Annotated in this window: 23 protein-coding genes and 1 other annotated feature; of the genes, 2 read left to right on the forward strand and 21 right to left on the reverse strand. The window is 41.9% G+C overall.

Annotated elements, in window-relative coordinates:
- Positions 1-17: 17 nt before the first annotated feature.
- Positions 18-278: a binding site (T-box leader), on the reverse strand.
- A 45-nt stretch (positions 279-323) separates the two neighbouring features.
- Both MKY54_RS27295 and MKY54_RS27300 read right to left on the reverse strand, forming a co-directional pair.
- Positions 324-1,880: an SAM-dependent methyltransferase gene (locus MKY54_RS27295; RefSeq protein ID WP_339188559.1), complete on the reverse strand. Its 1,557-nt coding sequence runs from the start codon at positions 1,878-1,880 to the stop codon at positions 324-326.
- A 55-nt stretch (positions 1,881-1,935) separates the two neighbouring features.
- Positions 1,936-2,790: a copper amine oxidase N-terminal domain-containing protein gene (locus MKY54_RS27300; protein ID WP_076128771.1), complete on the reverse strand. Its 855-nt coding sequence runs from the start codon at positions 2,788-2,790 to the stop codon at positions 1,936-1,938.
- A 164-nt stretch (positions 2,791-2,954) separates the two neighbouring features.
- On the opposite strand from MKY54_RS27300, the gene MKY54_RS27305 reads away from it, so the two are divergent.
- Complete coding sequence (locus MKY54_RS27305) at positions 2,955-4,139, forward strand: oxalate decarboxylase family bicupin (protein WP_076308768.1); 1,185 nt, start codon at positions 2,955-2,957, stop codon at positions 4,137-4,139.
- 19 nt (positions 4,140-4,158) lie between these two features.
- Here the strand turns inward: MKY54_RS27305 and arsC are convergent, their stop codons facing one another.
- The 15 genes from arsC to MKY54_RS27380 all read right to left on the reverse strand — a co-directional run bounded on the left by arsC (position 4,159) and on the right by MKY54_RS27380 (position 18,996).
- Positions 4,159-4,578 (reverse strand): arsenate reductase (thioredoxin), encoded by a 420-nt coding sequence (gene arsC / locus MKY54_RS27310; protein WP_076282680.1) that lies wholly within the window; start codon positions 4,576-4,578, stop codon positions 4,159-4,161.
- A 21-nt stretch (positions 4,579-4,599) separates the two neighbouring features.
- Entirely contained in the window at positions 4,600-5,889 is a 1,290-nt protein-coding gene (locus MKY54_RS27315; RefSeq protein WP_076128777.1) for an arsenic transporter, read from the reverse strand.
- Between the two features lie 128 nt (positions 5,890-6,017).
- The gene (locus tag MKY54_RS27320) at positions 6,018-6,344 is read right to left on the reverse strand and encodes a metalloregulator ArsR/SmtB family transcription factor (protein WP_076128778.1); all 327 of its coding nucleotides are present in this window, start codon (positions 6,342-6,344) and stop codon (positions 6,018-6,020) included.
- A gap of 81 nt (positions 6,345-6,425) precedes the next feature.
- The gene (locus MKY54_RS27325; protein ID WP_339188563.1) at positions 6,426-6,827 is read right to left on the reverse strand and encodes a GNAT family protein; all 402 of its coding nucleotides are present in this window, start codon (positions 6,825-6,827) and stop codon (positions 6,426-6,428) included.
- Positions 6,828-6,869: 42 nt separating this feature from the next.
- Complete coding sequence (locus MKY54_RS27330; RefSeq protein ID WP_339188564.1) at positions 6,870-8,213, reverse strand: HAMP domain-containing sensor histidine kinase; 1,344 nt, start codon at positions 8,211-8,213, stop codon at positions 6,870-6,872.
- On the reverse strand, positions 8,214-8,882 hold the full coding sequence (locus MKY54_RS27335) for a response regulator transcription factor (protein WP_076128780.1): 669 nt from the start codon (positions 8,880-8,882) through the stop codon (positions 8,214-8,216).
- Between the two features lie 28 nt (positions 8,883-8,910).
- The gene (locus MKY54_RS27340; RefSeq protein WP_339188567.1) at positions 8,911-10,872 is read right to left on the reverse strand and encodes an ATP-binding cassette domain-containing protein; all 1,962 of its coding nucleotides are present in this window, start codon (positions 10,870-10,872) and stop codon (positions 8,911-8,913) included.
- 207 nt (positions 10,873-11,079) lie between these two features.
- The gene (locus MKY54_RS27345) at positions 11,080-11,223 is read right to left on the reverse strand and encodes a hypothetical protein (RefSeq protein ID WP_162636847.1); all 144 of its coding nucleotides are present in this window, start codon (positions 11,221-11,223) and stop codon (positions 11,080-11,082) included.
- Between the two features lie 16 nt (positions 11,224-11,239).
- Entirely contained in the window at positions 11,240-11,758 is a 519-nt protein-coding gene (locus MKY54_RS27350) for a DinB family protein (RefSeq protein WP_076128815.1), read from the reverse strand.
- 168 nt (positions 11,759-11,926) lie between these two features.
- Entirely contained in the window at positions 11,927-12,583 is a 657-nt protein-coding gene (locus tag MKY54_RS27355) for a response regulator transcription factor (protein WP_038573390.1), read from the reverse strand.
- On the reverse strand, positions 12,561-14,942 hold the full coding sequence (locus MKY54_RS27360; protein ID WP_339188568.1) for an ATP-binding protein: 2,382 nt from the start codon (positions 14,940-14,942) through the stop codon (positions 12,561-12,563). The genes MKY54_RS27355 and MKY54_RS27360 overlap by 23 nt, the downstream gene beginning before the upstream one ends.
- 137 nt (positions 14,943-15,079) lie before the next feature.
- The gene (locus tag MKY54_RS27365; protein WP_339188570.1) at positions 15,080-15,889 is read right to left on the reverse strand and encodes a CPBP family intramembrane glutamic endopeptidase; all 810 of its coding nucleotides are present in this window, start codon (positions 15,887-15,889) and stop codon (positions 15,080-15,082) included.
- Between the two features lie 760 nt (positions 15,890-16,649).
- Complete coding sequence (locus MKY54_RS27370; RefSeq protein ID WP_254847763.1) at positions 16,650-17,882, reverse strand: glycosyl hydrolase family 8; 1,233 nt, start codon at positions 17,880-17,882, stop codon at positions 16,650-16,652.
- Positions 17,883-18,120: 238 nt separating this feature from the next.
- Complete coding sequence (locus tag MKY54_RS27375) at positions 18,121-18,657, reverse strand: DUF2812 domain-containing protein (protein ID WP_076185471.1); 537 nt, start codon at positions 18,655-18,657, stop codon at positions 18,121-18,123.
- Positions 18,658-18,732: 75 nt separating this feature from the next.
- Positions 18,733-18,996 (reverse strand): PadR family transcriptional regulator, encoded by a 264-nt coding sequence (locus tag MKY54_RS27380; protein ID WP_339188571.1) that lies wholly within the window; start codon positions 18,994-18,996, stop codon positions 18,733-18,735.
- A gap of 137 nt (positions 18,997-19,133) precedes the next feature.
- Between MKY54_RS27380 and MKY54_RS27385 the strand changes: the two genes are divergently transcribed.
- The gene (locus tag MKY54_RS27385) at positions 19,134-19,304 is read left to right on the forward strand and encodes a hypothetical protein (RefSeq protein WP_155288200.1); all 171 of its coding nucleotides are present in this window, start codon (positions 19,134-19,136) and stop codon (positions 19,302-19,304) included.
- 79 nt (positions 19,305-19,383) lie between these two features.
- Here the strand turns inward: MKY54_RS27385 and MKY54_RS27390 are convergent, their stop codons facing one another.
- The 4 genes from MKY54_RS27390 to MKY54_RS27405 form a co-directional block, all read right to left on the reverse strand.
- Positions 19,384-20,382: a globin-coupled sensor protein gene (locus MKY54_RS27390; protein WP_076137072.1), complete on the reverse strand. Its 999-nt coding sequence runs from the start codon at positions 20,380-20,382 to the stop codon at positions 19,384-19,386.
- A 221-nt stretch (positions 20,383-20,603) separates the two neighbouring features.
- On the reverse strand, positions 20,604-20,933 hold the full coding sequence (locus MKY54_RS27395) for a four-helix bundle copper-binding protein (protein WP_076185472.1): 330 nt from the start codon (positions 20,931-20,933) through the stop codon (positions 20,604-20,606).
- A 105-nt stretch (positions 20,934-21,038) separates the two neighbouring features.
- Positions 21,039-21,359, reverse strand: a complete 321-nt coding sequence (locus MKY54_RS27400; protein ID WP_076128794.1) for a metal-sensitive transcriptional regulator — start codon at positions 21,357-21,359, stop codon at positions 21,039-21,041.
- A 74-nt stretch (positions 21,360-21,433) separates the two neighbouring features.
- Positions 21,434-22,462 carry a cation diffusion facilitator family transporter gene (locus MKY54_RS27405; protein ID WP_076185482.1) on the reverse strand — a complete coding sequence of 343 codons (1,029 nt, stop codon included), beginning with the start codon at positions 22,460-22,462 and terminating at the stop codon, positions 21,434-21,436.
- Positions 22,463-22,554 lie beyond the last annotated feature (92 nt).

The raw sequence follows: 22,554 nt of genomic DNA on the forward strand, positions 1-22,554 counted from the left end.
CCTCCAAGACTTATGGTCTTGGGGACGAAATTCTCGCGGTACCACCCCAGGTTCATTAATATGTCGCCATATTAATCTCATCAAGTACGGCAAAACATCTTACGCAGTGCTTATACTCTAGCTCTATAACAGGAGCTCCCGTCATACCATCCCCTTAATCCGGTTCCGATATGCCGCTCAGAGGCTTGTTTCGATAAAATCCCCCTTACCCTGTTCTCATCATCCAGGGCTCTCTGTGAAGGAATGATTTCATGTACTCTTCTCGTCATCGCGTTTGATTATTTTGTATAGGATACCAAAAAGATAACCCTATGTAAATGTGCTTATTCCCCGCTCAGCGCCGCTAGAAGTTCCAATACTACTTCATTGTCAGGCTCTGCAGCCAAAGCTCTACGCGCGTATTCCAATGCAGCAGCTTCAGCTCCTAGCTCGTAGTTACAAATTGCCATGCTATAAAGCACTGATGCCAATGGTTCTTCCGTGATCGCATGCATGGAGCGTTCTAAGTAACCCAATGCTTCCGCGAATTTATCCATTTCATACAGCAGCAACCCCGCATCTAGCGACAGATCATAACTCTGTTCCATCGGATAATAGCCCGTCCACATCAACTGTATACCTCGCTGTAGATCCAGCATTTCTTCATCACTGGCACCCGGCAGCAGCTCCGAAATTTGTTCAGCGCTATGGATAAACCATTCAGCATCATACCCACCCAAACGCCAAAAGGCCAAAATTTGCTGCAGCCCCATCGTATCTAATTGCTGATCCATCCATTCCTTCATACTAAAGAAATCATCCGGGCCAAAACGTTCTATAAACCGCTTGTAACCCAGCCGAGTGTTTGTATAGCTCAGCGGTGTTGGTAGCATAAGAATACAGCCGATGTTCAGGTTTTTATAATGATGACTGGTGAATATTGAATGCGCCCCTTTTTGTTTCAGCACATGCTCTATCGCATGATAATTCGCGGTCAAAGAGAAGCTTCCGTGATGAATCAGCAATGGAGGTTCTGCAAATTCCCAGTTCTCTAAGCGATGGTCACCCTTATCCGCTGTAAGCAGCACGAATCCCTCTGTAGAGAGCCGCGCAAGCCGCTCCAGACAAGTAAGCCCCACCACCGGAAAGAGTATATGTGAATCCTCCAGCTTCTGCTGATAAAGCGTTATAACGTCATGATAGGGATAAGTCTCCTCTTCATAACTAGCCGCACGCCGATAATGGTACTGCGGGATGATTTTGCCGAGCGCATCGGAGGGGTTATCCGGATCAACTTCCGCCGAATACTGGATCGAAACCTCACATTCATATATTTTTCCTTCATCCACATAAATTAATTCTTGCGGAATGCTGTCAAAAAAGTAATTTGCCACAATCACCAATGGCTGCTGTAAATCACCCGGCCGAATGCTGAGCTTAGCGTGTACTAAATGTAGTTCTACATCCTGCACAGCATCAAAACGAGCGAAGTCCAAAATACCCTGCTCTACGTAAGGAAGTAGGCTCGGGTGCTGCTGCCAGCTGGATATATTTTTGGAAGGCAAATCACTCATCACATAACGAAAAGGAGGAAGAGGAATATCTGCGTAGTCTACGATTTCACATAACTTTTTAAGCACATGGAAGGCTAACCGGCCTGCTCCCGCTCCAAGTTCTAGAATCGTAACGGTCTCTGAGAGATGCCCTTGTCCAGCCCGGTCTTGCAGAAATCCAAAGATCATCTCTGCGTATGCTGTCGCAATCATAGGGTTACTCGTGATGTACTGCGGGACCTGATCATTATTCCAAGCCTTTAATCCCTGCTCTTCATAATATGTTCGTTGCAATTCCCAAATCGGTGCTTCGCTGAAGCGATATTGCTGTTCTTTGTTACCTGTCATCTGTTTCTTTACCCGCTCTCTGTCTAGCTTGTTGGAATAATCTATAGCAATTGCCTTATTGCGCTCTCAATGTGCGTGACCTGAAAATGACGTATTCAGCCTCTGTTGGAATGGTAACGGAAAATGATAATAATGCCGCCTTGGAGGTTGAGGAATCAGGTCCTTTCAACGTTTGATAAAAAGAATTCCCTTTACTGTCCACACTCACCAGCTCTAATTCCGCGTTTCCTTTGGGGATGATGAATCCGGAGGTATTTTGCACGCCTAAGGTTAATCTATATTCTTTCCCGGATTGAGCCTGCGTTAGCATAGTAGGATATAACGGATACGGATGTGCTGTCGTTTCGAGTGGATAAGGAGCAAGCGCACGATCTGCCTCAGGCTTCACCCATTCCTCCCCTTTTCTGGCTCCAATGCCAAGGGTTAATTTATTCACATTATTAAATTGCACTTCCCAGCGAAAAGACTTAAGCCCTTCTAAAATGGGAGACGCCGGAACAAACAGAGTGCCATCCTTTATCTCTGGAGCAACGCCTAATGAATCTACGGTCTCCCCATTAAAATCTGCCTCTAGCTGCCCTGCTTTAATATTTCCTACCGATCGGTCCAGCAGTGAAACAGTAATACTCTTGCTCAGAGCGTCATAGAGCAAATCTGCGCCAATCGCATTGGAGAAGGCTCGAATCGGCACCATTAATTTACCTGCTTTGAAATAAGGGGCGAGTTTACCTGGAAAAAGCACGTAATATCCCCCGTATGACAGTGGCATTACCTGTGTCCCTAACTGGACAGCTGCCGACACCGATGTAGGTGTAACCGCAGATCCCGCGGCGAACATAATCACTAATAGACCTATTACGTAAGCTTTTATTTTCCCTAATCGTTGTAAGGACTCCTTGATGTGAATCATCACAAACCCCTCTCCAGTTCATCTAGAACCTTAGCCTCTATTAGTAATAATCAATGATGACCCTACACATGTCAACTTGTACCACTTCTGCTATCCATCATAAAAGACAGCATTCCGCATATATTTTCATTGAACTCTTAAGGAACAAGAAAGGAGAACCTCTTATGACTTCTGCTGGACAGGATTCGGCAAACAAAACAAACATCCCCCAGCCCATCCGAAGCGATGGCACAGGGGGATTAGATAAAGGACCCCGAGATGTTATGCGGGATCTTGAGAATCCGGATATGTTCGTTCCTCCGGTGACTGATGCGGGCCTGGTTCCCAATTTGAAATTTTCTTTCTCTGATGCGCATATGCAGCTTAATCATGGTGGCTGGTCCAGAGAAGTAACCGTCAGAGAACTCCCTATCGCAACTACACTGGCAGGTGTGAATATGAGCCTGACCCCCGGTGGAGTACGAGAGCTTCACTGGCATCAGCAAGCGGAATGGTCTTATATGCTGTTAGGCCGCGCTCGGATTACTGCTGTGGATCAGAATGGACGGAACTTTATAGCAGATGTAGGACCTGGTGATCTATGGTATTTTCCGCCGGGTATTCCTCACTCTATACAAGGTCTTGAAGAAGGCTGTGAATTTCTCCTTGTCTTCGACGACGGAAGCTTCTCTGATCTGAATACCTTGTCTATTTCCGATTGGTTCGCCCATACGCCTAAAGAGGTACTTTCAGCTAACTTTGGAATACCTGCCGAGGCCTTTGACTCCATCCCCACTGAACAAGTCTATATTTATCAGGATCAAGTTCCCGGCTCATTACAAAGCCAAAAGGTGCAATCGCCATATGGAGAAATTCCACAGAGCTTCAAACATTCGCTGTTGGCACAGCCTCCATTAAAGACTCCTGGCGGGAGCGTCAGAATCGTTGACTCCAGCAACTTTCCGGTCTCCAAGACCGTGGCTGCTGCACTGGTAGAGATTGAACCTGGAGGAATGAGAGAGCTCCACTGGCACCCCAACAACGATGAGTGGCAATATTATCTTACCGGAAAAGGACGGATGACTGTGTTTGCCGGAAACGGTGCAGCACGTACCTTTAATTACAGGGCTGGCGATGTTGGGTATGTTCCTTTTGCATTTGGACATTATATTCAGAATACAGGAGAAGAATCGTTGTGGTTCCTCGAAATGTTCAAAAGTGACCGTTTTGCCGACGTCTCTCTGAACCAATGGATGGCTCTCACTCCCCATGAATTGGTTCAAAGTAATTTGAACGTTGGGCCCGAAATGATCAATGCCTTACGGAAAGTGAAATGGCCAGTGGTGAAATACCCTAAGTTAAAAGAATAGGTTACTTCCTCCCTTTTGCTTATTCACCCGTCTCCGCAAATTGTTTGATTCTTTCACCAATCTGGTCACGCACATGCTGGAACACTGCCCACTTCTCTTCATCACTCCCTTGCGCTTTTGCCGGATCATCGAAGCCCCAGTGTTCCCGTTTGACCTTCGGAGGGGTCATTGGACATTTATCCGCAGCATCTCCGCATAAGGTAATGACCAGATTCGCATTATTCAGCAGATTAGCATCAATAATATCCGAAGTCTGGCCGGAAATATCTATGCCTACTTCGCTCATCGCTTGTACAGCTTTTGGATTTAGACCGTGAGCTTCAATACCTGCACTGTACACGCTCCATTCTTTTCCTAGATATTGCTTAGCCCAGCCTTCAGCCATCTGACTTCTGCAGGAATTCCCTGTACATAAAAAATAAATCGTTCTCTTGTTCATCTTGATCTTCCCCTGTCCAAATTAGTTAATCAACAACCACATATAAAGACCTAAAAGCGTAATAAATAACGTTGGAATGGTTAAAATAATACCTGTCTTAAAATACGTTCCCCAAGAAATCTTCACGCCTTTAGCCGAAAGTACATGTAGCCACAGCAGTGTGGCGAGTGAGCCAATCGGAGTGATCTTCGGTCCTAAGTCCGAGCCTATAACATTCGCATATATTAAAGCCTCTCTAATGATTCCAGTGGTATGCGTAGCATCAATGGCAAGCGCGTCAATCAGAACGGTAGGCAGATTATTCATCAGCGATGAGATCAATGCAGCTATGAAGCCCATACCCATCGTTGCGGCAAATAAGCCCTGATCAGCAATAGACCCAATCATCTTAGCAAGTAAATCCGTCAGCCCAACATTTCGAAGTCCATATACTACGACATACATTCCAATGGAAAAGAACACAATCGCCCAAGGCGCTCCTGTAATCACTTCTTTCACCTTGACGTAAGGGCTTCTTCTCGCGAGAAGCAGGAACAAAATAGCTATGATCCCCGCAACCACAGATACCGGAATACCCAAAAATTCGCTGACAAAATACCCTACCAAAAGAACAGCCAATACAATCCATGACAGCTGGAACATTTTTTTGTCTTTAATCGCCTCATGCGGATCTTTTAGCTGTGAATCGTTAAAATGCTTGGGAATACTTTTGCGAAAAAAGAAATAGAGCACCACGATGCTCGCAACAAGGGAGAACAACGTAGGTATAATCATCTTGCCTGCATACTCCATAAACGTAATTCCGAAAAAATCCGCTGATACGATATTGACCAGATTGCTGACCACGAGCGGCAGTGAGGTGGTATCGGCAATAAAACCGCTGGCGATAATAAACGGAAAGACTTTTTTCTCATCAAAATGCAATGCCCTTACCATCGCAAGCACAATAGGCGTAAGAATCAGAGCCGCTCCATCATTCGCAAAAAATGCAGACACTAACGCACCAAGAACGATGACATACACAAACATTCGTCTGCCATTCCCGCGGGCAGCCCGCGCCATATGTAAAGCAGCCCATTCAAAAAATCCGATTCGATCCAGAATTAAAGAAATCAGAATAATAGCCACAAACGCTAAAGTAGCATTCCACACGATCTGCGTTACATCCAGAACATCATTAAAGCTGACTACCCCAGCTAGCAAAGCTATGATCGCGCCACCGCAGGCTGACCATCCAATCGATAAATTACGGGGCTGCCAGATTACAAGGATTAAAGTTACTAAAAATATAAGGATAGCTACAATAGCCAAAGTGCCATCCCCCTTTTACTGCAAATCCACATCTTTTTCAACACCCCTATATAAGCATGTGACTTCAATCCAATATCATTATATAACTATATGATTATATATAAATCAAAAAAATCCTTACCTGAAATTTAGTCGCAGCATGGCTCTTTAGCCTCTTTATTCAGTTCAGCCAATATCGATTTGGAACTAGGCATCTGTTGAAGAACAGCTTTAAGATGTGGTTTATCCTCGACATTTAACGAATAATGTACCCACTGTCCCCGCTTGCTTTCCCGAACGATTCCTCTACTTTTCAATTTCCGTAAATGCTGGCTAATCGCCGGCTGGGAAATGTCAAAGATATCAACGAATTCACACACGCACCATTCCCGCTCTTTCAGAAGAGAAAGCATTGCCAATCGTGTCTTATCTCCGAACAGCTTCAAGTCTTCAGCAATTTCCGTTAGTGTCTGCATTCCTTCTCTCCTCCTCTTGAAAGTATATAAGCTAATACTTATATTCTAGTGAACTTACCATTGGGAAGCAAGAGTTAATTTTTAGCGGGCTACCGTCCACTCATGCTCCAACATACTGAACATCAAAGAATCCCGCCATCCATCTTTAATAAGCAAAGCATCTCTTAATCTTCCCTCATAAGTCATACCTATCTTGGTGAGTACCTTGGATGATCCGCTATTTCTAGGGTCACAGGTCGCATATATTCGATGTAGTTGCAGTTCTTCAAAGCCAAATTTCAACATTCGTCTGGCCGCTGCTGTAGCGACTCCCTGTCCCCAGGCATCAGGATGGACAATATAGCCGATTTCGCCGCTTCTGTCCGTATGGCTTCTAATATTTAATTCAATCATGCCGATCAAATGTTCAGTTCCTACTGCAACTATGGCTTGCGCGAACCGAGTTCTGGGAACTTTTTGAGAGTCTTCTATTGCTTGGTTCACAAATGAAAGGGTCTGCGTTTGCCTTAAGCTTCAGCCTGTTAACTATTCATCGGGTTGAGAGACAGGGATCGAGACAATAAACTGAGTTCCTTCCCCAACCTTGCTCTCCACTTCTATTTTACAATCATGCATTTTTAGAATTTTTAAAACAATGGATAATCCAAGTCCATTCCCTTTATGAACGCTGCTCCGCGCTTTATCCACCATATAAAAACGATCAAAAATGCGGGGCAATGCTGCCTCTGGTATGCCTTGACCAGAATCTTTAATAGAAACCTTCACAAACGCTATAGAACGCTCGATTTCGACATGAATGATACCCTCTTGGCTTGTATATTTTATAGCATTATTGATTAGGTTTTGCCAGACTTGATCAAACAAATCTTTATCCACCGTAATTTGGCAGGGTAATAAATCCAATTCTATCTGAATGTTTTTCTGTGCCCATTGTGGCTCCGCCAGAACGATCGCTCTTCTTAACTGTTCATCCAGCTGAAAAGTGGTGAGATTAACCGGATGATGTTCTGAATCAAGCGAGGCTAATCTAAGCAGATTGTCACTTAGGCGGGATAAGCGCAGCGTTTCCTGATAAATAATATCCAGATGTTCTTTTTGCTCTTCTACTGGAACGACACCATCTTGCAGCGCTCTAGTAAACCCTCTAATGGACGTAAGCGGAGACTGCATTTCATGAGAGACATTGCTGACAAAATCATCACGAACAGAGTCTATCTTTTGCAGCTCACTAGCCATATGATTAAAGCTTTCCATCAGTTCCCCGAACTCATCTTGATTTTTATGCGTCAAGCGCACAGATAAATCGCCTGATGCCATTTTTTTAGCTGCTTCCGTCAGACGTTTGATAGGCTTAACAATGAATCCGGACATCAAGAGAATCAGTAAACTTCCAATGACTAAAACCGTTAGAAGTGTAAAAAACACGTTGCGTCTGAATGTGATCAAGCTCGACGAAAAATCAATTTTAATGATGAGCGCAGCTTTCTCCTTATCTACGATGGGAATGCCAACAATAGCAACACCAGACTTATCATTAAGCATCACTGCGTCTGTGGAATCTGGCTTAAATAGAGCGGCAACCTTCTCCTTATCCACTGAAAAAACAGCATCACTCCACTCATTCACTCTCACTTTCGCAATATCGACCCCATATTTATTGAGCAGTTTAGTAAATGCCTGTGCTTTTTCCGGATCATCGATTAGGGTAAGCACTTTGGCTACGTCCCCAGCTACTCTAATGAAGATATGGTTTGGGGTCACATTATTTTCGGAAAACCGTACATTTAGCAAAAAAGAGATCATTAAGCTGACGATCACAATCCCAATGAACGTAATGACAATACGCAGACGCAGGCTTTTTTTTAACATTTAGGCCAACTCCAGACGGTATCCAAGTCCTCTTACCGTAGAAATAATTAGCTCGGGAATCGATTCAAGTCTTTCTCTCAGACGTTTGATATGCACATCTACCGTACGCTCGTCGCCTTCATAATCGACACCCCAAATATTTTCTATGAGCTGAGAACGCGTGAATATTTGCCCTGGCGAACCCGCCAGAGCAAATAACAACTCACATTCCTTTTTCTTCAACTCCACCGTTCTCTGAGCCGTAACAACGTTCAAATTCCCCAGATCAATCATCACTGCGCCTAGTTGAATCACACTCGAGGAGGTTAAATGATATCTTTTTAATAGTGATTTTACCCTCAGGACCAATTCAATGGGATCAAACGGTTTGACTAAATAATCATCTGATCCGGCATTAAATCCTCTGACTTTGTCCTTAGATTCTCCTCTAGCTGTAACCATCAGAATTGGAATATCGATATAAGATCGGATATCTTCGGTCAATTCAATACCATCTACATTTGGCATCATCACATCTACAATCACCAAATCGATCTTTGTATGCGCTAGAATGTCTAATGCCTCTTGACCGTCTGCTGCTTCCACTACGGAAAATTGGTTTTTTTCAAGATATAATCGTATTAATCTACGGATATGAGAATCATCATCCGCCACTAGAATCGTGTTCATCTCTCAATTTTCCTCTCCGCTAACCTATTTATTCATATCGTAGAGATTCCATTGGATCCAGTTTGGCAGCCTTAGAGGATGGCATCAAACCGGCGATAATACTAATCAGGGTACTCACAACGATCCCAAATAACACATAATAACCGGATAGATTAATAAGTTTCACTCCAAAAGCATTGTCCAAGAGAATATTTAACACATAACTAATGACAATGGCAAAGAGTACCGCAAAGATACCGCTGAATACACCTAATAAAGCTGATTCAGAAAAGAATATACGTTTGATATCTTTTTTCCTTGCGCCAATTGCCCGAAGAATCCCAATTTCCTTAGTCCGTTCCACTACACTGATATATAGCACAACCAATATCATGATCCCTGATACGAGAAGTGAAATCCCGGCAATACCAGAGAGAACTATAGTAGCCATATTCACATAAGTTGTGATTCGCTCCATGATTTTTGCCGATTGAGAACCTGAGAATCCAGCATCAACAGCGGCTGCATTAATATCATTCACATATTTCATATCGGTTGCAAAAGCATTAACTTGAATTGGACCTATTGTAATCCCCTTGTCAACATACATTTGCTCCAGAGTCTGCGCTGGAAGATAACCCGTGGGTTGCATTTGCGCTCTTGGATCAGTGCTTTCATAAATACCAGAGATAGTGACTTCTTGTTCCAATGTGATCGGTTTATGCTTAGCATCCATTTCATTAATATATAGATAAATCGATTTCCCTACTAAAGACTCTGGACTGTCATTTCCGCTTAATTTACTTGCCGTTTTCACGGGTAATAATATCTCTTTGCCCTCTGGAAAAGCTCCTGCGGTAATCGTCTCTTTAGCAAAAGCATCCGTTAAGGTTGTTAATTGTGTAAGACTAACCGTCTGATCTGCATAAACCATAGTAGATTTGCCCGAAATGGAAGTGATGGTTTCTACATAATCAACATTTAGAATATTTCGGATGGTTTCAATATCGGCAGCCGTAAACGTTTCGCCGGGCAACATCATTGCCTCTGGACCTTGCATACCTTTAGCTTCTTCACTGGGTTTAGTTATATCCACGAGTAAAGGATCCATACTTGAATTAATTTCGTCATTCATATAGTTCGTAATTCCATTCCCTAAGGAAAGCATCAACAGTACGCTTAAAATACCAATAGACCCACCCAAAGCTACCAATACATTACGTTTGGCGTTGAGTTTCATGTTCTGCAGAGCCATTTTAAAAGATGCAAATAAACTGAGATTCCGGGATGACCCCTCTCCTCCATCGTAACTAATCAAAGAGCGGTCCTTTAACTGAATATCATCTTTAATCCGTCCTTCTTCCACCTTTACGATACGGGTACCAGAGTCGGCTACTTTCTGTGAGTGGGTCACGGTAATGACCAATATCCCTCTTTTGGCTATACTGTCCAATAAGGCTAAAATTTGATCGCCGGTATCCTTGTCCAAGGCCCCTGTAGGTTCATCTGCCAAAATAATATCAGGATTATTCGCTAGCGCGCGGGCGATGGACACTCTTTGCTTCTGTCCACCGGACAGCTGATTGGGACGTTTTTTCAGGTGCTCTTTCAAGCCTACCTCAGTCAAAATATCTATAGCACGTTTATTACGGTCCTTCTCACTGGTATCCGTCATCTGCATCGCCACTGTAACATTCTCCAAAACTGACAGATGCGGGATCAGATTGAAATTTTGAAAAACGAAACCAATATTGTTCTTACGATAATCATCCATTTCCTTTTCGGTCATCGTGCTTAAATTCTTTCCGCGGACAAGGACCTCGCCTTCATAATCGGAGTCCATTCCCCCAATGATGTTCATCAGTGTGGACTTTCCGCAGCCAGACTCACCTAGAATAGAGACGAATTCACCTGTCTCAAAGCTTAGATTCACATCATGGAGTACTGGCACCTTTTCTTTACCGTACAAAGTATATGATTTCTTTACATGTTTAACTTCTAATATTTTCATTTGTTTCTCTTCCTCTCCTGGTCATGCTCTATATCTCTTTTGATGTTTCATATCCTAACAAATTTGTGTGAACTGATAATGAACTGGATAGCCACATGGAAGAGTCAAAGCTACAGCAGATATTTAGGTTAAGCAATATAAAAAGGCGAATTCACACTCAAAATGAGTGGAACTCGCCTTTTCTATTCGGCTTATTTTCAAAAGAAATTAGTGCATGAGGTAATAAGCTAATCCTCCAACTTGTTTTCCGGCGTAATAAACGATGTCTATAATCACCACTGTTAATACAAATTTCGAGAGCAGCGGATATTTCTTAAATAAAGGCTTTATATTTTTCTCTATGTACTCCATTCGCGCGCCTCCTTTCTTAAGCTAGTGCTCTTTTTCGGATCAGCCTAATCTGGCCTCTATGATTGATTTCATCCTCAAAAACGTGAAACCACATAAAATAGTAGTTCGCAGGTTTGTTATGCCAGAATTCCTCTTCAGTATATAACCAATTATCATCGACAGTTGCGAATAATTCATAAGTCTTTTGTCTAACTTCATTTAGGCGATCTAAATAATAGCTAAGGTCATTCCCCTTAATATTGGCTCGTCCTTCGTCTCCTAAATTTAATGCTGGTCCCCATCTTGTTAGCTCTTCTTCAGACAAATCTCTTTGCTCAAACGTTGCCACTTGATATGCATATTCTACAGCAGCGTAGTGCAATAATAACGCTCCAATAGAGTTACTCTGAGCATCCAATAAATAATCCAGTTGTTCCACAGTTAGACCCTTAACGGCTTCTAATGTTGTATATCTTGCATAGTTCATCATGGATAAAAGTCGGCTGATTTGCGGGGAGTAACCTGGGATATCTGTAATCAAAAATATTTGGTTCATGTCAATCATATGGATGTTCCTCCTTGATTTCTTCAGAATAATACTCTAAATACCTGAATGGTTCAGAATTATGAATTACAGGTAATGACGATCAAGATGCAAAAGTGAGGTGCTTAACACCATGAATAAAACTAACAAAACTATGTATTGGGTTGTATGGGCTTCAACTTAGAAAGTCTCCATCCTAACAAGACCTAGTCGCTTCCCTTCCACTATAGCTTCGGATCTGGAATGTACACTAAGCTTCTCAAAGATTCTCGTCAGGTTATACTCTACAGTCCTTTGTGACATTAAAAGCTTGCTGGCTATGTCTTTATTGCTTTTTCCACTAGCTACTTCTTGGAGTATTTCCTGTTCTCTTTGATTAATGGACACTTCTTCAAGCAGCCGATTATCCCGGTGATTAGAAATCTTGATATCATTTCTTCGTAGCTGTTTAAGTAAAGACACCGGAATGACCGCCTCATTCCTTAGTGCACAACGAATGGTATTTAACAACTGTTCTCGGGAAGCTGTTTTAGAGATAAATCCTGTGACCCCTGACTCCATCAAAAGATTATAATGAGCACTGATCTCATATCCGGTATAAATCACCACTTTAGATTCAGGATCACGTTGAACGGCTCTTTTGGCGAATTCAAGTCCGCTGATCGTAGGCATGTTGAGGTCGCATAAGATCACATCAAATTCTTGTTGCTCCAGCCTATCCAAAGCTTCCATCGCTGACAAAACAAAAGTAACCTCCATATCCGCGTCCTGCTCAATCATAGTTTTGGTTCCTTCTCCGACTGAAGGATGATCATCAACCAACAAGATACGTATCATCGTCATCGCCTCCTCTGTGCTTTTCTTCTACAAAAGCCATTGTCGGTAAATAAATAATAACCTCCAGTCCCTTCCCTTTCTCCGAGGTAAAAGTGCACTCCCCCTCTAAGCTAGCAACACGTTCTTTGATTCCAGACAGGCCCATATGCTGAAAAGATTCCCTGATATCAACTATATTCATGCCAATCCCATCATCCTTATATCGAAAATAGAGGTGCTCTTGCTGGTCCAGCTCAATTTCAATCTGATTCGCCTTGGCATGTTTCCCGGCATTCCGCAGGAGCTCCTGTACTATTCGATACAACGCAATCACCAGGTCTTCACTTAGCTCACCAATCGGACTGGATGTAAAGGTGATAATGTAGTTGGACTGCAGCTGGGCATACTCAAACAATAGTTCCAGTGCCTTCACAATTCCGGTCTCTCTTAGCAGCGGTGGACGCAGTTCATTGCAGGTCTCCCTAATCTGATATATCACATCCAGAAGTCCCTCTTTAATCTGAAGCAGCTCTGGCAAAATATCCGCCTCAATATCATGATCGGAGATCAGTGTTTCCAGCCTGCGAAGCCAAATGAGCTGATCCTGAAGAGCAGAATCATGTAAATCCGCCGCCAGCTTTCTGCGTTCTTTCTCTGATAAGTTAAAGATCAGGCGTAGAACCCATGGTGCTGCATGTAGCTCTTTTTTCATCTCTGCTTCAAGGTCTTCAATCAAGCCTTCAATAAGATATAAATTCTCATAGACAATACTCGCATAATTTGCGAGGGTATTTAACCAGTTAAGCTCATCCGAATTAAGCTTTGTATGGTTCTTCTTATGATCAATCCAGAGGAGATGAAATTTTTTTTGGTGACGTCCGATTACGAGTAAGATCCCCTGTTTGAGTTGAACTACTTCTCCTACCTTAAAAACTGGAGATTTCGATACAAATTCTATGTTGATCTCTTGGCCCGAATTGTCGACTATTTGTTCGAGGTTACTCATATCCTCATCTCTCTCAAAAAAAGCAGACCGACTAACCGGTAAAATCTCATTGATTTCCTTGTAAATTGCAGCCTCCAAATCAGACCGCATCATAACCTTGGAGATTTGCTTCGAGAATCGCTCCAGACTACCTTGATAATGATAAAGCTCACGGAACAGTTTAGGCCGGAAATAATAATCTATTTTCTCCTTAAAGAATAAAAAGATTGTAATAGATAAATATACAACCAAAAACATCTGAATCCATTTGATCCAATCATACTCTTGCCTGCTCTGAATGATCGCAAGTACGGCTACAATCATTAGCGCCGGAAAAAAAGCAATTAATAAATAATATTTAAACCGATTAAAAGCGAAATCAATATCAAATAGTTGCCTAGCCGTCAGCAGATAAAAATAAGTAACTGGCATCAAAAACAAAAAGATCGTAGTAATTTCGTAAGGAATCAGGTTGACCCCAACAGCAATGGGTGCAGCTGAGAAGAGAACAAACGGTGTAAACGCAAGGATTTGTCCGGTAAGCATAATTTTAAACATCGATTTAAGCGCTGTGCTTCGATAAGTAATGTATAAATATAGCAGCTTAAATATGCTGTAAAAAATCCCAAAAATAAAGAACCCAATAATAATTAACCTTATAAAGGAATACAAAGATCTATCCCAGGAGTAAACCATTAGACTGGAGGTGGAAAATAGGCTTAGTAAAATGACCAGGCCATAGTATATTTTGATTACAGTAGTAGATAGAACTAATACATCAAATCGTTTCAGATATACTTGGAGAAAGTGAATAAAAACCAGTGGAATTAAAGGCAACACGCTACCCATCGCGATTCTACCTATAAGATCAGATCTACTTGAGGCATATCCCGCAAAGTAAGTTATTCCGACTAATAAAAAGAATAAAATCAGCAGCTCTGCTGAGCGATCCCCGCTTTTCCTGCGGTATAATAAAAGGCTTAACACTGCCAAAAAAACAAATGTCGCTCCAGGGACTACAAGCTGGGTAAACGTATGATAGATGGAGGACTTATTCTCAATATCATAATGCAAAGCAAGTGGAGCCCCCCCTTTGGAGTTACGAAGAAGGTCAACGGATTGAACCTGAGTTAAGCTTCCATATCTCACAGCTTCATCCACTTTATCAATCGGTTTCCCATTAACCCGTAATAAGATATCCCCTTCCCTTAAATTCTGTTTATACCCTTCGCTTGAAACGTCTGCCTCAGCAATATAATATTGCCCTTCTTCATTCTGCTCCAGACCAACGCCAAGCAAGATGTTAGAGTGAATGACCCACACAAAATGAATAATAAGAAAAACAAAAATGCAAAGTAACCCTGATATGAATAACTGGCGGAGTTTTACTGTCATTTCAAATCCCCCGAACGAACAAAATTATACATATCTCTATTCTTATTTGGTATTCCCCTACCATTTTATATGAATCACACAGGAAATTATATACTTTTATGCATGATATTCCTTATCCTCTAAATATCCGCATTGAATTATAGCTCTATCCTGGCTTTTTGCTGCTTCACTCTGTGGTTTCGATTCAGAATCCATATAGCTGCGCAACCATATAAAATCACCGGAACCCAACCACTCTCCCCGGCTACATACTCCAACATAGGTGAAGAACTGACAGTAATATTGTGCAAAACACTATCTACAGCATTATTAGTTCCGTGTAAAAGCACTGCCGGCCAAATACTACCGGAGGTCAGACGCAGTTCATTTATAATGATGCCCGCAAACATAACAGATAAGGTAAAGAGCACCACCACGAGCCAGCGGCTTCCAGAGGAATGATAAGCACGCGGCCCAAGAATCGCCGGATAATGCCATATAGCCCAGATTAAGCCCATTGTTACACTAGAACTTACTCTTCCCATCCATTGAAAACGCGGGAGCAGCCAACCCCTCCAACCGATCTCTTCCCCCAAAGCAGATAATGAACCAAGAACAATGTAAACGAGCAAATATATAGCAGTCTTGATCCATGAATCTGGAGAAATTAAGCTTGAGTTCCATCCCATCCAATAGACAGCATATCCCGCTCCCAGTGAACCTAAGGGAATAACTAAAGCCAATATGTATTCTTTGCCTCCCCTAAATTTGAAGCCCAACCTTCTCCATCCCTCAGCACTGTATCCATCTCTCACAATCAGAAACATCATGATACATACTGTGAAAAAAGGAGTAAATCCATACAGACCTTGTGCCGATTCCGGAAGCAGCAACATCCCTAACGCCATTGCCCATACGATAATAATAAATAGAAGAGATTGTTTCTTGTCTGAGAGCAATATTATCACCTACCCTTTTTAGATATAAGGAACTATATCTTCCTATTTAATCCAATTGTATATAACCAGGCAGGACGTTTCACCGAAAACAACGTTCGTTAAAACCACAATTCTTTTGCGGTACTACTTATCTGTATGCCGCAAAGTCTTCAGTAAGGTTGTCCTAAAAATAGTGAATTGGTGAGCGATGTGCGATGTGCGATGTGCGATGTGCGATGTGCGATGTGCGATGTGCGATGTGCGATGTGCGATGTGCGATGTGCGATGTGCGATGTGCGATGTGCGATGTGCGATGTGCAGCGTAAGTGTAAACTAATTAGGGAAATACTCCCTGAAAATAGCCGATTTTGGCTATAAAAGGACGAAATCAGGGAATTCCTCCCTAATAATCAGGGGGATTTCTTTATTAGTTACTGAATCGGCCAAAATTCAGGGAGGTTTTCCCTAATTATAAGTCTGATGAACAAAATTCTCTGAATTTTAGGGAGAAATTCCCTAATTACTGTATAAGTGCTTCACTTATTGCATCATTTGGAGCATCATTAGGTACGCCCCATGATTCAATTGGTTATCAAATAAAGGATGCTCCGCCGTAACATTAGAGATCAGTTGGCTTTACTTTTGCCCATAATCTACTGAAGCAAACAGTAGTTGACCAAAAATGCAGAACAGCGATTCCCCGATATTAGGAGAATCGCTGTTCTGTTTGACTTTTATGGTTTTGGGCATGAACGTTTTGGGGACAGCCTTTTTCTAACTATACGTTATCTTAATAGGTCCACCAGTTACCAGACATAACGATCATCGAAAACAGCTTGATGCTGTCTTCATAGTAATCTTCTGCAGCACTGCTTGCTGTGTGGCTCCAGAGAGAATTCAACCAGCTTTGGTAAGTTGATGAGGTCATCGCACTGACTCCAAATGGAGCATAGAAGGCACCGCTATTGTAACTTCCAAATACGGTTCCGTTTAGCTTGTACCCATCTTTTATACTACCAGGTGTACTGCTTACTTTAGTCTTAATCCAGCTATTCATCTTATTGAGCTGCGTAAGCGCCCTGCTGTCTCCAGTAATCAAATAATCTGTTGCGATCCGCCATGGGGTACGACAAGAATTGTAATTGTAATTCCCGTCATTGGCATCCTCAAGGAAATTCGCCGCAGCAGGTTTATACACACCCCCAGAGTAAACTACGAAATCAGGCAAGAGCCCAGTGCTAGAGCTATAACCCGTATAAAGGCTATTTATAATCGTGTACGTTTTATCGATAACATTCGTCCAGCGGGTATCTCCTGTAGCCTGTTGGAATGCTTTTAAATGATTTAGCATGAAATCAGAAGGTCTAGTTGCCGTATTATACGAGCCGCTATTCGCCCAGTCACCTAGACGGATCGTCCACTGTGTCTGGTTAATCTCATTGTCCATAATCGCATTAATGATATCTTTTGCAGCTTGTAAATAATTGATCGTCCCACTACTTCCCCACTGCTTGTCCGCAAGCAGCAATGAGAACGCTATATCCATATCTCCATCTGTAGCAGAGTCCTCGCCTTCAATATTTTGAAAGCTGCTGTTTTGCTTCCAGGACATCAAATAAGGGTTAATTGCACTTGGGTGAGCCTTGTAATAATTATATAAGCCGTCAAAATAAGTCTGAGCATTGCTGTCATAACCAGCCATCAAAACTGTGAACAACATCCCGTAACCATGTGCTTCAGATACCGTTTCTCCATCTGAATTATACTTAACGTAATATTTGCCAGTGCCAGCTGGTTTGAGATAGGCCGTTTTCCACGCATCCCATTTGGTCTTCACTGAATTATCCATACTGGTCTGGGTTACATTGTTTGGCTTGATAGATCCACTCGTGTAGGTGGTATGTTGCGGAAAAGGTTTGTTCACTGCTGCAAACGCGGAACCGGCAGGAAGAATACTAATTACCAAGCATACGACAATAAGGCTTTTCCAACTCAACCTAAGCTTTGCATCCTTCTTCATCATTCATTGCCTCCTCTTCAATTGTGGTAATAAATTTGAAAGAAAACAGCAAGCTAATTCGTATTCGCTATCATTGTAATACAGAATATGGAATTAATATATAAGCAATTCCATTAATAGATCATTAGTACTATATATCTGAGACTTAGATTTGTTCTCACTCCTCAACTAAAAAAAGGATGGTTCCACAACCAACTTCATTCATGGCTGTGCAAACATCCTTTAGATAAAAATCCATTCGCTATTCTCGTAATTTATTCAATTTGAATCGATACGCAATGTATGGAAGACCCGGAAAGACCAACATACAAAGTGTGACCACTACTAACACCAGGCTGATATTCCTCACGATCTCAGGTAACCATCCATTAACGCCCAAGATCGCTAGGAAGATAAAAGCAATCAAAGCTATAAGCAATGGCAAGGCTACTTTGCCCATCGTTTTCTTTTCACGTTCATATTTGTCAATGAGGGTCCCTGTGTCCGAGTAGATAGGCGCCGTACCTGCAGCTGCCCGAAAGATATGAAACCCATTTCCGGCAGAACAGACATAAGTCCATCCGGCATCTTCAAAAATCAAATAATACTCCTCATCGACATTTGTGTGATAATCTACACTGTACTCAAGATTCTGAGGATCTCCCTTTCTTAACTTATAACCCAAAGGTGCAAAGCTCTCCAGGAGCCAGCCCCCTTTGGCATACTTACTCAATTTCTGCATATCTCCTTTTTCAGTAAAAGCTAAGCCCCCGCTGGTCACATATTTTGTATTCTTCATGCCTATTCCCCACCTTTTATTTGAGAATTTGTTCTGCATGTCTAATCATTTCTTTTCGGCGCTCTACTTCTTTTCTTAGCAATCCAATCCCTTTTTCCGTTGCAATATACGTTTTCGTTTGTCGTCCTCTTCTTCTTTATACAGCTCAATAAATTCAGCCGCTAGCAGCTTCTTAATGGTTGTATACATGGAAGCAGGCCCAATTGAAAATTGATTGTTCGTCATCGTTTCGATTGATTTCATAATCAGATATCCGTGTTTGGCTTCGACTAAAGACAAGAGAATATAAAATGCAGTGTCTGTGAGCTCTCCCATTTCCAATGAGTCCGTTCTTGACACTTAATCACCTCCTCATATGTATCATTAAAAGATATATCATTAAATGAACTATATCTTTTAATGATACACTTGTCAACTGCTGGCATAAAATTAAAACTACCTTCTCATACTAGGTGAAGAATATGGAGGTGAATGTCATGCCCAAAAATAGTGCCAATCCCAAAGAAGCTCCAGGAAAACATCAACCAAGTAAGAAAAACAATGCGGAGAATAACAACAATTTCAATGAAGCCGCTCAGATGGTGAACATCGATAAGGCTGCTGATTATGTGCCCAGCTTAAACGGTGTCTCCAAAACTGATGTTTAAGCTATACCGCTAATAACTTCTTCAAACAAAAAAACACTCCTCAGATTTTTCTGAAGGAGTGTTTCAATCCGTAGCAGTTTCATTTCAAGCTCTCTAACTCAGCAGTCACTTTTTCAATTAAGTTCACGAAGGAAGCCAGCTCTTGAGAGCTTTTGACCTGATCCTTGGAATACATGGAGTTGTGTTCCGATTCTTTTTTCACCTTGGAAAGGGTGGCATTGATATTGTCGAGTTTCTGGTCAATGGTTACCAGTGAATCCTTTGAGCGACGGGCTAGCTTACGAACTTCATTAGCCACAACTTCAAAACCTCTTCCAAACTCCCCAGCTCTGGCTGCTTCAATAGCCGCATTCAGGCCTAAAAGATGCGTATGATCAGCCACTTCTCTAATCATCGTACCCACTTGATGAATAGACTCCACCTCTTTGTCCAAATATAATACCGTTTGATGCGTTTTCTCTTGATAATCAGCATTTTTACTAGCTAAACTTTCTATCGATTCACTGCTATCCTTTAATTGAACCATCAAAGATACCAGCTCCTGAACGGCTGAACTCACTCCTGTAAGCAGGTGATTTTGCTTCTCCAGCAAGTTTTCTATTTTTGCTTTTTCATCCACTTCATAGGCTTCAAGAACGAGCTGTGAATCGAGATTAAACATCTTGGTTAAGGCATGGATAACAGGCTTCCACTCGTTTGGTAATATCCGTTCAAAATAAGCAGTAGCCAGATCCAGATATAATATGTACGTCCCCAAATACCAATTCGTTGTTAATCCAATACGGGAATGGATTTTCCCGATAAGCAAACGTCTTTCAATAAATGCTTCATCGATCACACCAGCGGCCATAGATAAAAAATACCACTGCTGTGTTTCTTTCAATCGATCCAGTGTACTGTGCTGCTCAATGATGTGGAGCAGTTCTGGCTCCATCGTCATCTGTTTATACAGCTCCTCAACCAATGAGCTAACGATTAAGTTGAATTCTTTCTCCTTGCTTTTTAATAATTCTAAATCAGCCTCAGTAATCCCTATATAGCTAACTTGCTGGAGTCGTTCTGGACTAAGATTGATCATACCGTCGTTAACATCCCTCTCATAACTGTTTATTTTTCTCAGCCATCCCCTATGGCATCTATATCTCTTGATTATAAAGGTATTATTTCAATAAATTTTAACACTATATTTACCTATATTGCTTAATAATTTTACAAAACCTCACTAGTTGCCCTTAGATTTGGCTTCCTATTCATGAATAAAGGGCTGCCGCAGCAGCCCCTTCAGTTTCAAGCTTTAAATTACGCCGCCATTTCACGGCAAACTTTTGCACAAGCAAAACAAGCTTCTGCACATTGCTGGCAATGTTCATGATCATGCTTTTGGCATTCGTTGCCGCAGGCTTCACAAGCTTCTGCACAAGCTAAACAAATCTCTTTTGCATATTTACTGTTCATCGACATGGCATGAGCTGCAAACTCACATATATCTGCACATTCACGATCCAGGCGAATGCACTCCTTCATCATCCCCACATGATCCTCATCCAAACAAGCTGAGTAACAGTGATTGCAAGCTATCATACATTTTAAACACTCTTCAATACACTCTTTGTAGTTTTGATGTGCCATAACACATTCTCCTCTCAATTCATTAATTAGGATAGTCCCCTACTCTATATATACCCAATTTAAGCAAATAAAAAAGGATTCCGGGGAATCCTTCCGATTGATCAATTATCTAATTAATTTATTGATGGTAACTAATAGTTCATCCAGTACCTCGTTCTCACCTTCCTGGATACGTTCCACTACACAACTTTTCATATGATGCTCCAGCAAAAGCTTGCCCACGCCGTTCAATGCAGATTGGACCGAGGAGATTTGATGCAGCACATCATCACAATAGGTGTCTTTTTCAATTAACCCTTTTAGCCCTCTAACCTGACCTTCAATTCTATTGAGCCGGCTAATCAAATTCTTTTTAGTTTTATCTGAGTGATGACTTTTCCGCTCATCCGTACTGCATGATTCATGCTCGTGAGTCAGATTATCCATGCACCGATCACCCCTTTCCTCGTATTTTTATTATACTATAGCCCCCCTATTCTATTCAAAAAATAAATCATTGATTAGATTTTCAATTCTTCATGAACTATAGCTGAAGTTTCAACCTGAATGGTTGTATGTTGAATTTTGAAATGATCGGCAATTAACCGAATCGCTTGCTGCAAAATGCGTTGGTCATCTGCTTCCTCTTCAATTAAGATATGACAGCTGAGTGAATCTAATCCCGAAGTTATGGTCCAGATATGCAGGTCATGGACATTTTTAACCCCCTCAATGCTTTCGAGGATTTCCTTTACTTCAGCTGGATTAATTGTAATCGGGGTGCCTTCCATAAGGACGTGAACGGTATGTTTGATAATTCCCCATGCCCCTCTAAGAATCAATAGAGCAACCAGTACGCTTATGATTGGATCAGCAACATACCAGCCAAAAATCATCATGATTAAACCGGCAATAATTGCCCCTACTGAACCTAAAGCATCACCAAGCACATGGAGATAAGCACTACGGAGATTAATGTTATTTTTCACATCCCCTTTTCTCATAAGCGACCATGCACTAGCCACATTGGCTAAAAGACCAATACTTGCGATCAGCATCATAGATCCGCTGGCAACTGTCGGCGGCTCAAAAAACCGCCCATAAGCTTCTACAATGATAAATCCAGCAACTACAAATAAAGTAACTCCGTTTAAGAGTGCCGCCAAAATTTCAAATCGATGAAAACCATACGTTTTGTTCGGAGAAGCAGGTTTAGTTGCAAACCAGACCGCTACTAGGCTTAATGCTAGAGAGCTTGCATCGTTTAGCATATGCCCACTGTCCGATAACAGGGCTAAGCTGTTAGTAATCAACCCACCAAAAAACTCCAAAAACATAATTCCAACCGTAATGATCAACGCAATCAAAAGCCCTTTTTTATTTCCACTAGGATCAAAATGTTGATGCCCGTGAGAGCCATGGGAGTGACTGTGTCCTTCATGAGCGTGACTGTGTCCTTCATGAGCGTGGTCGTGGTTACTGTGATCGTGATTGGACTGTTGCCCGTGTACATTCTCGACCTGATGATTGCGTTTGTTCTTCTTGTTCATCATGCTTAACCTCCTATTACCTTCAGCTAGATAGTATTCGTAGCCCTGCGCAGTTACATTCAAAAGCTCCAGTTAATAATAACATATGAGCA

It is taken from the genome of Paenibacillus sp. FSL P2-0121 (genome assembly GCF_037975345.1).
GTDB classification, from domain to species: Bacteria; Bacillota; Bacilli; order Paenibacillales; family Paenibacillaceae; genus Paenibacillus_AQ; species Paenibacillus_AQ odorifer.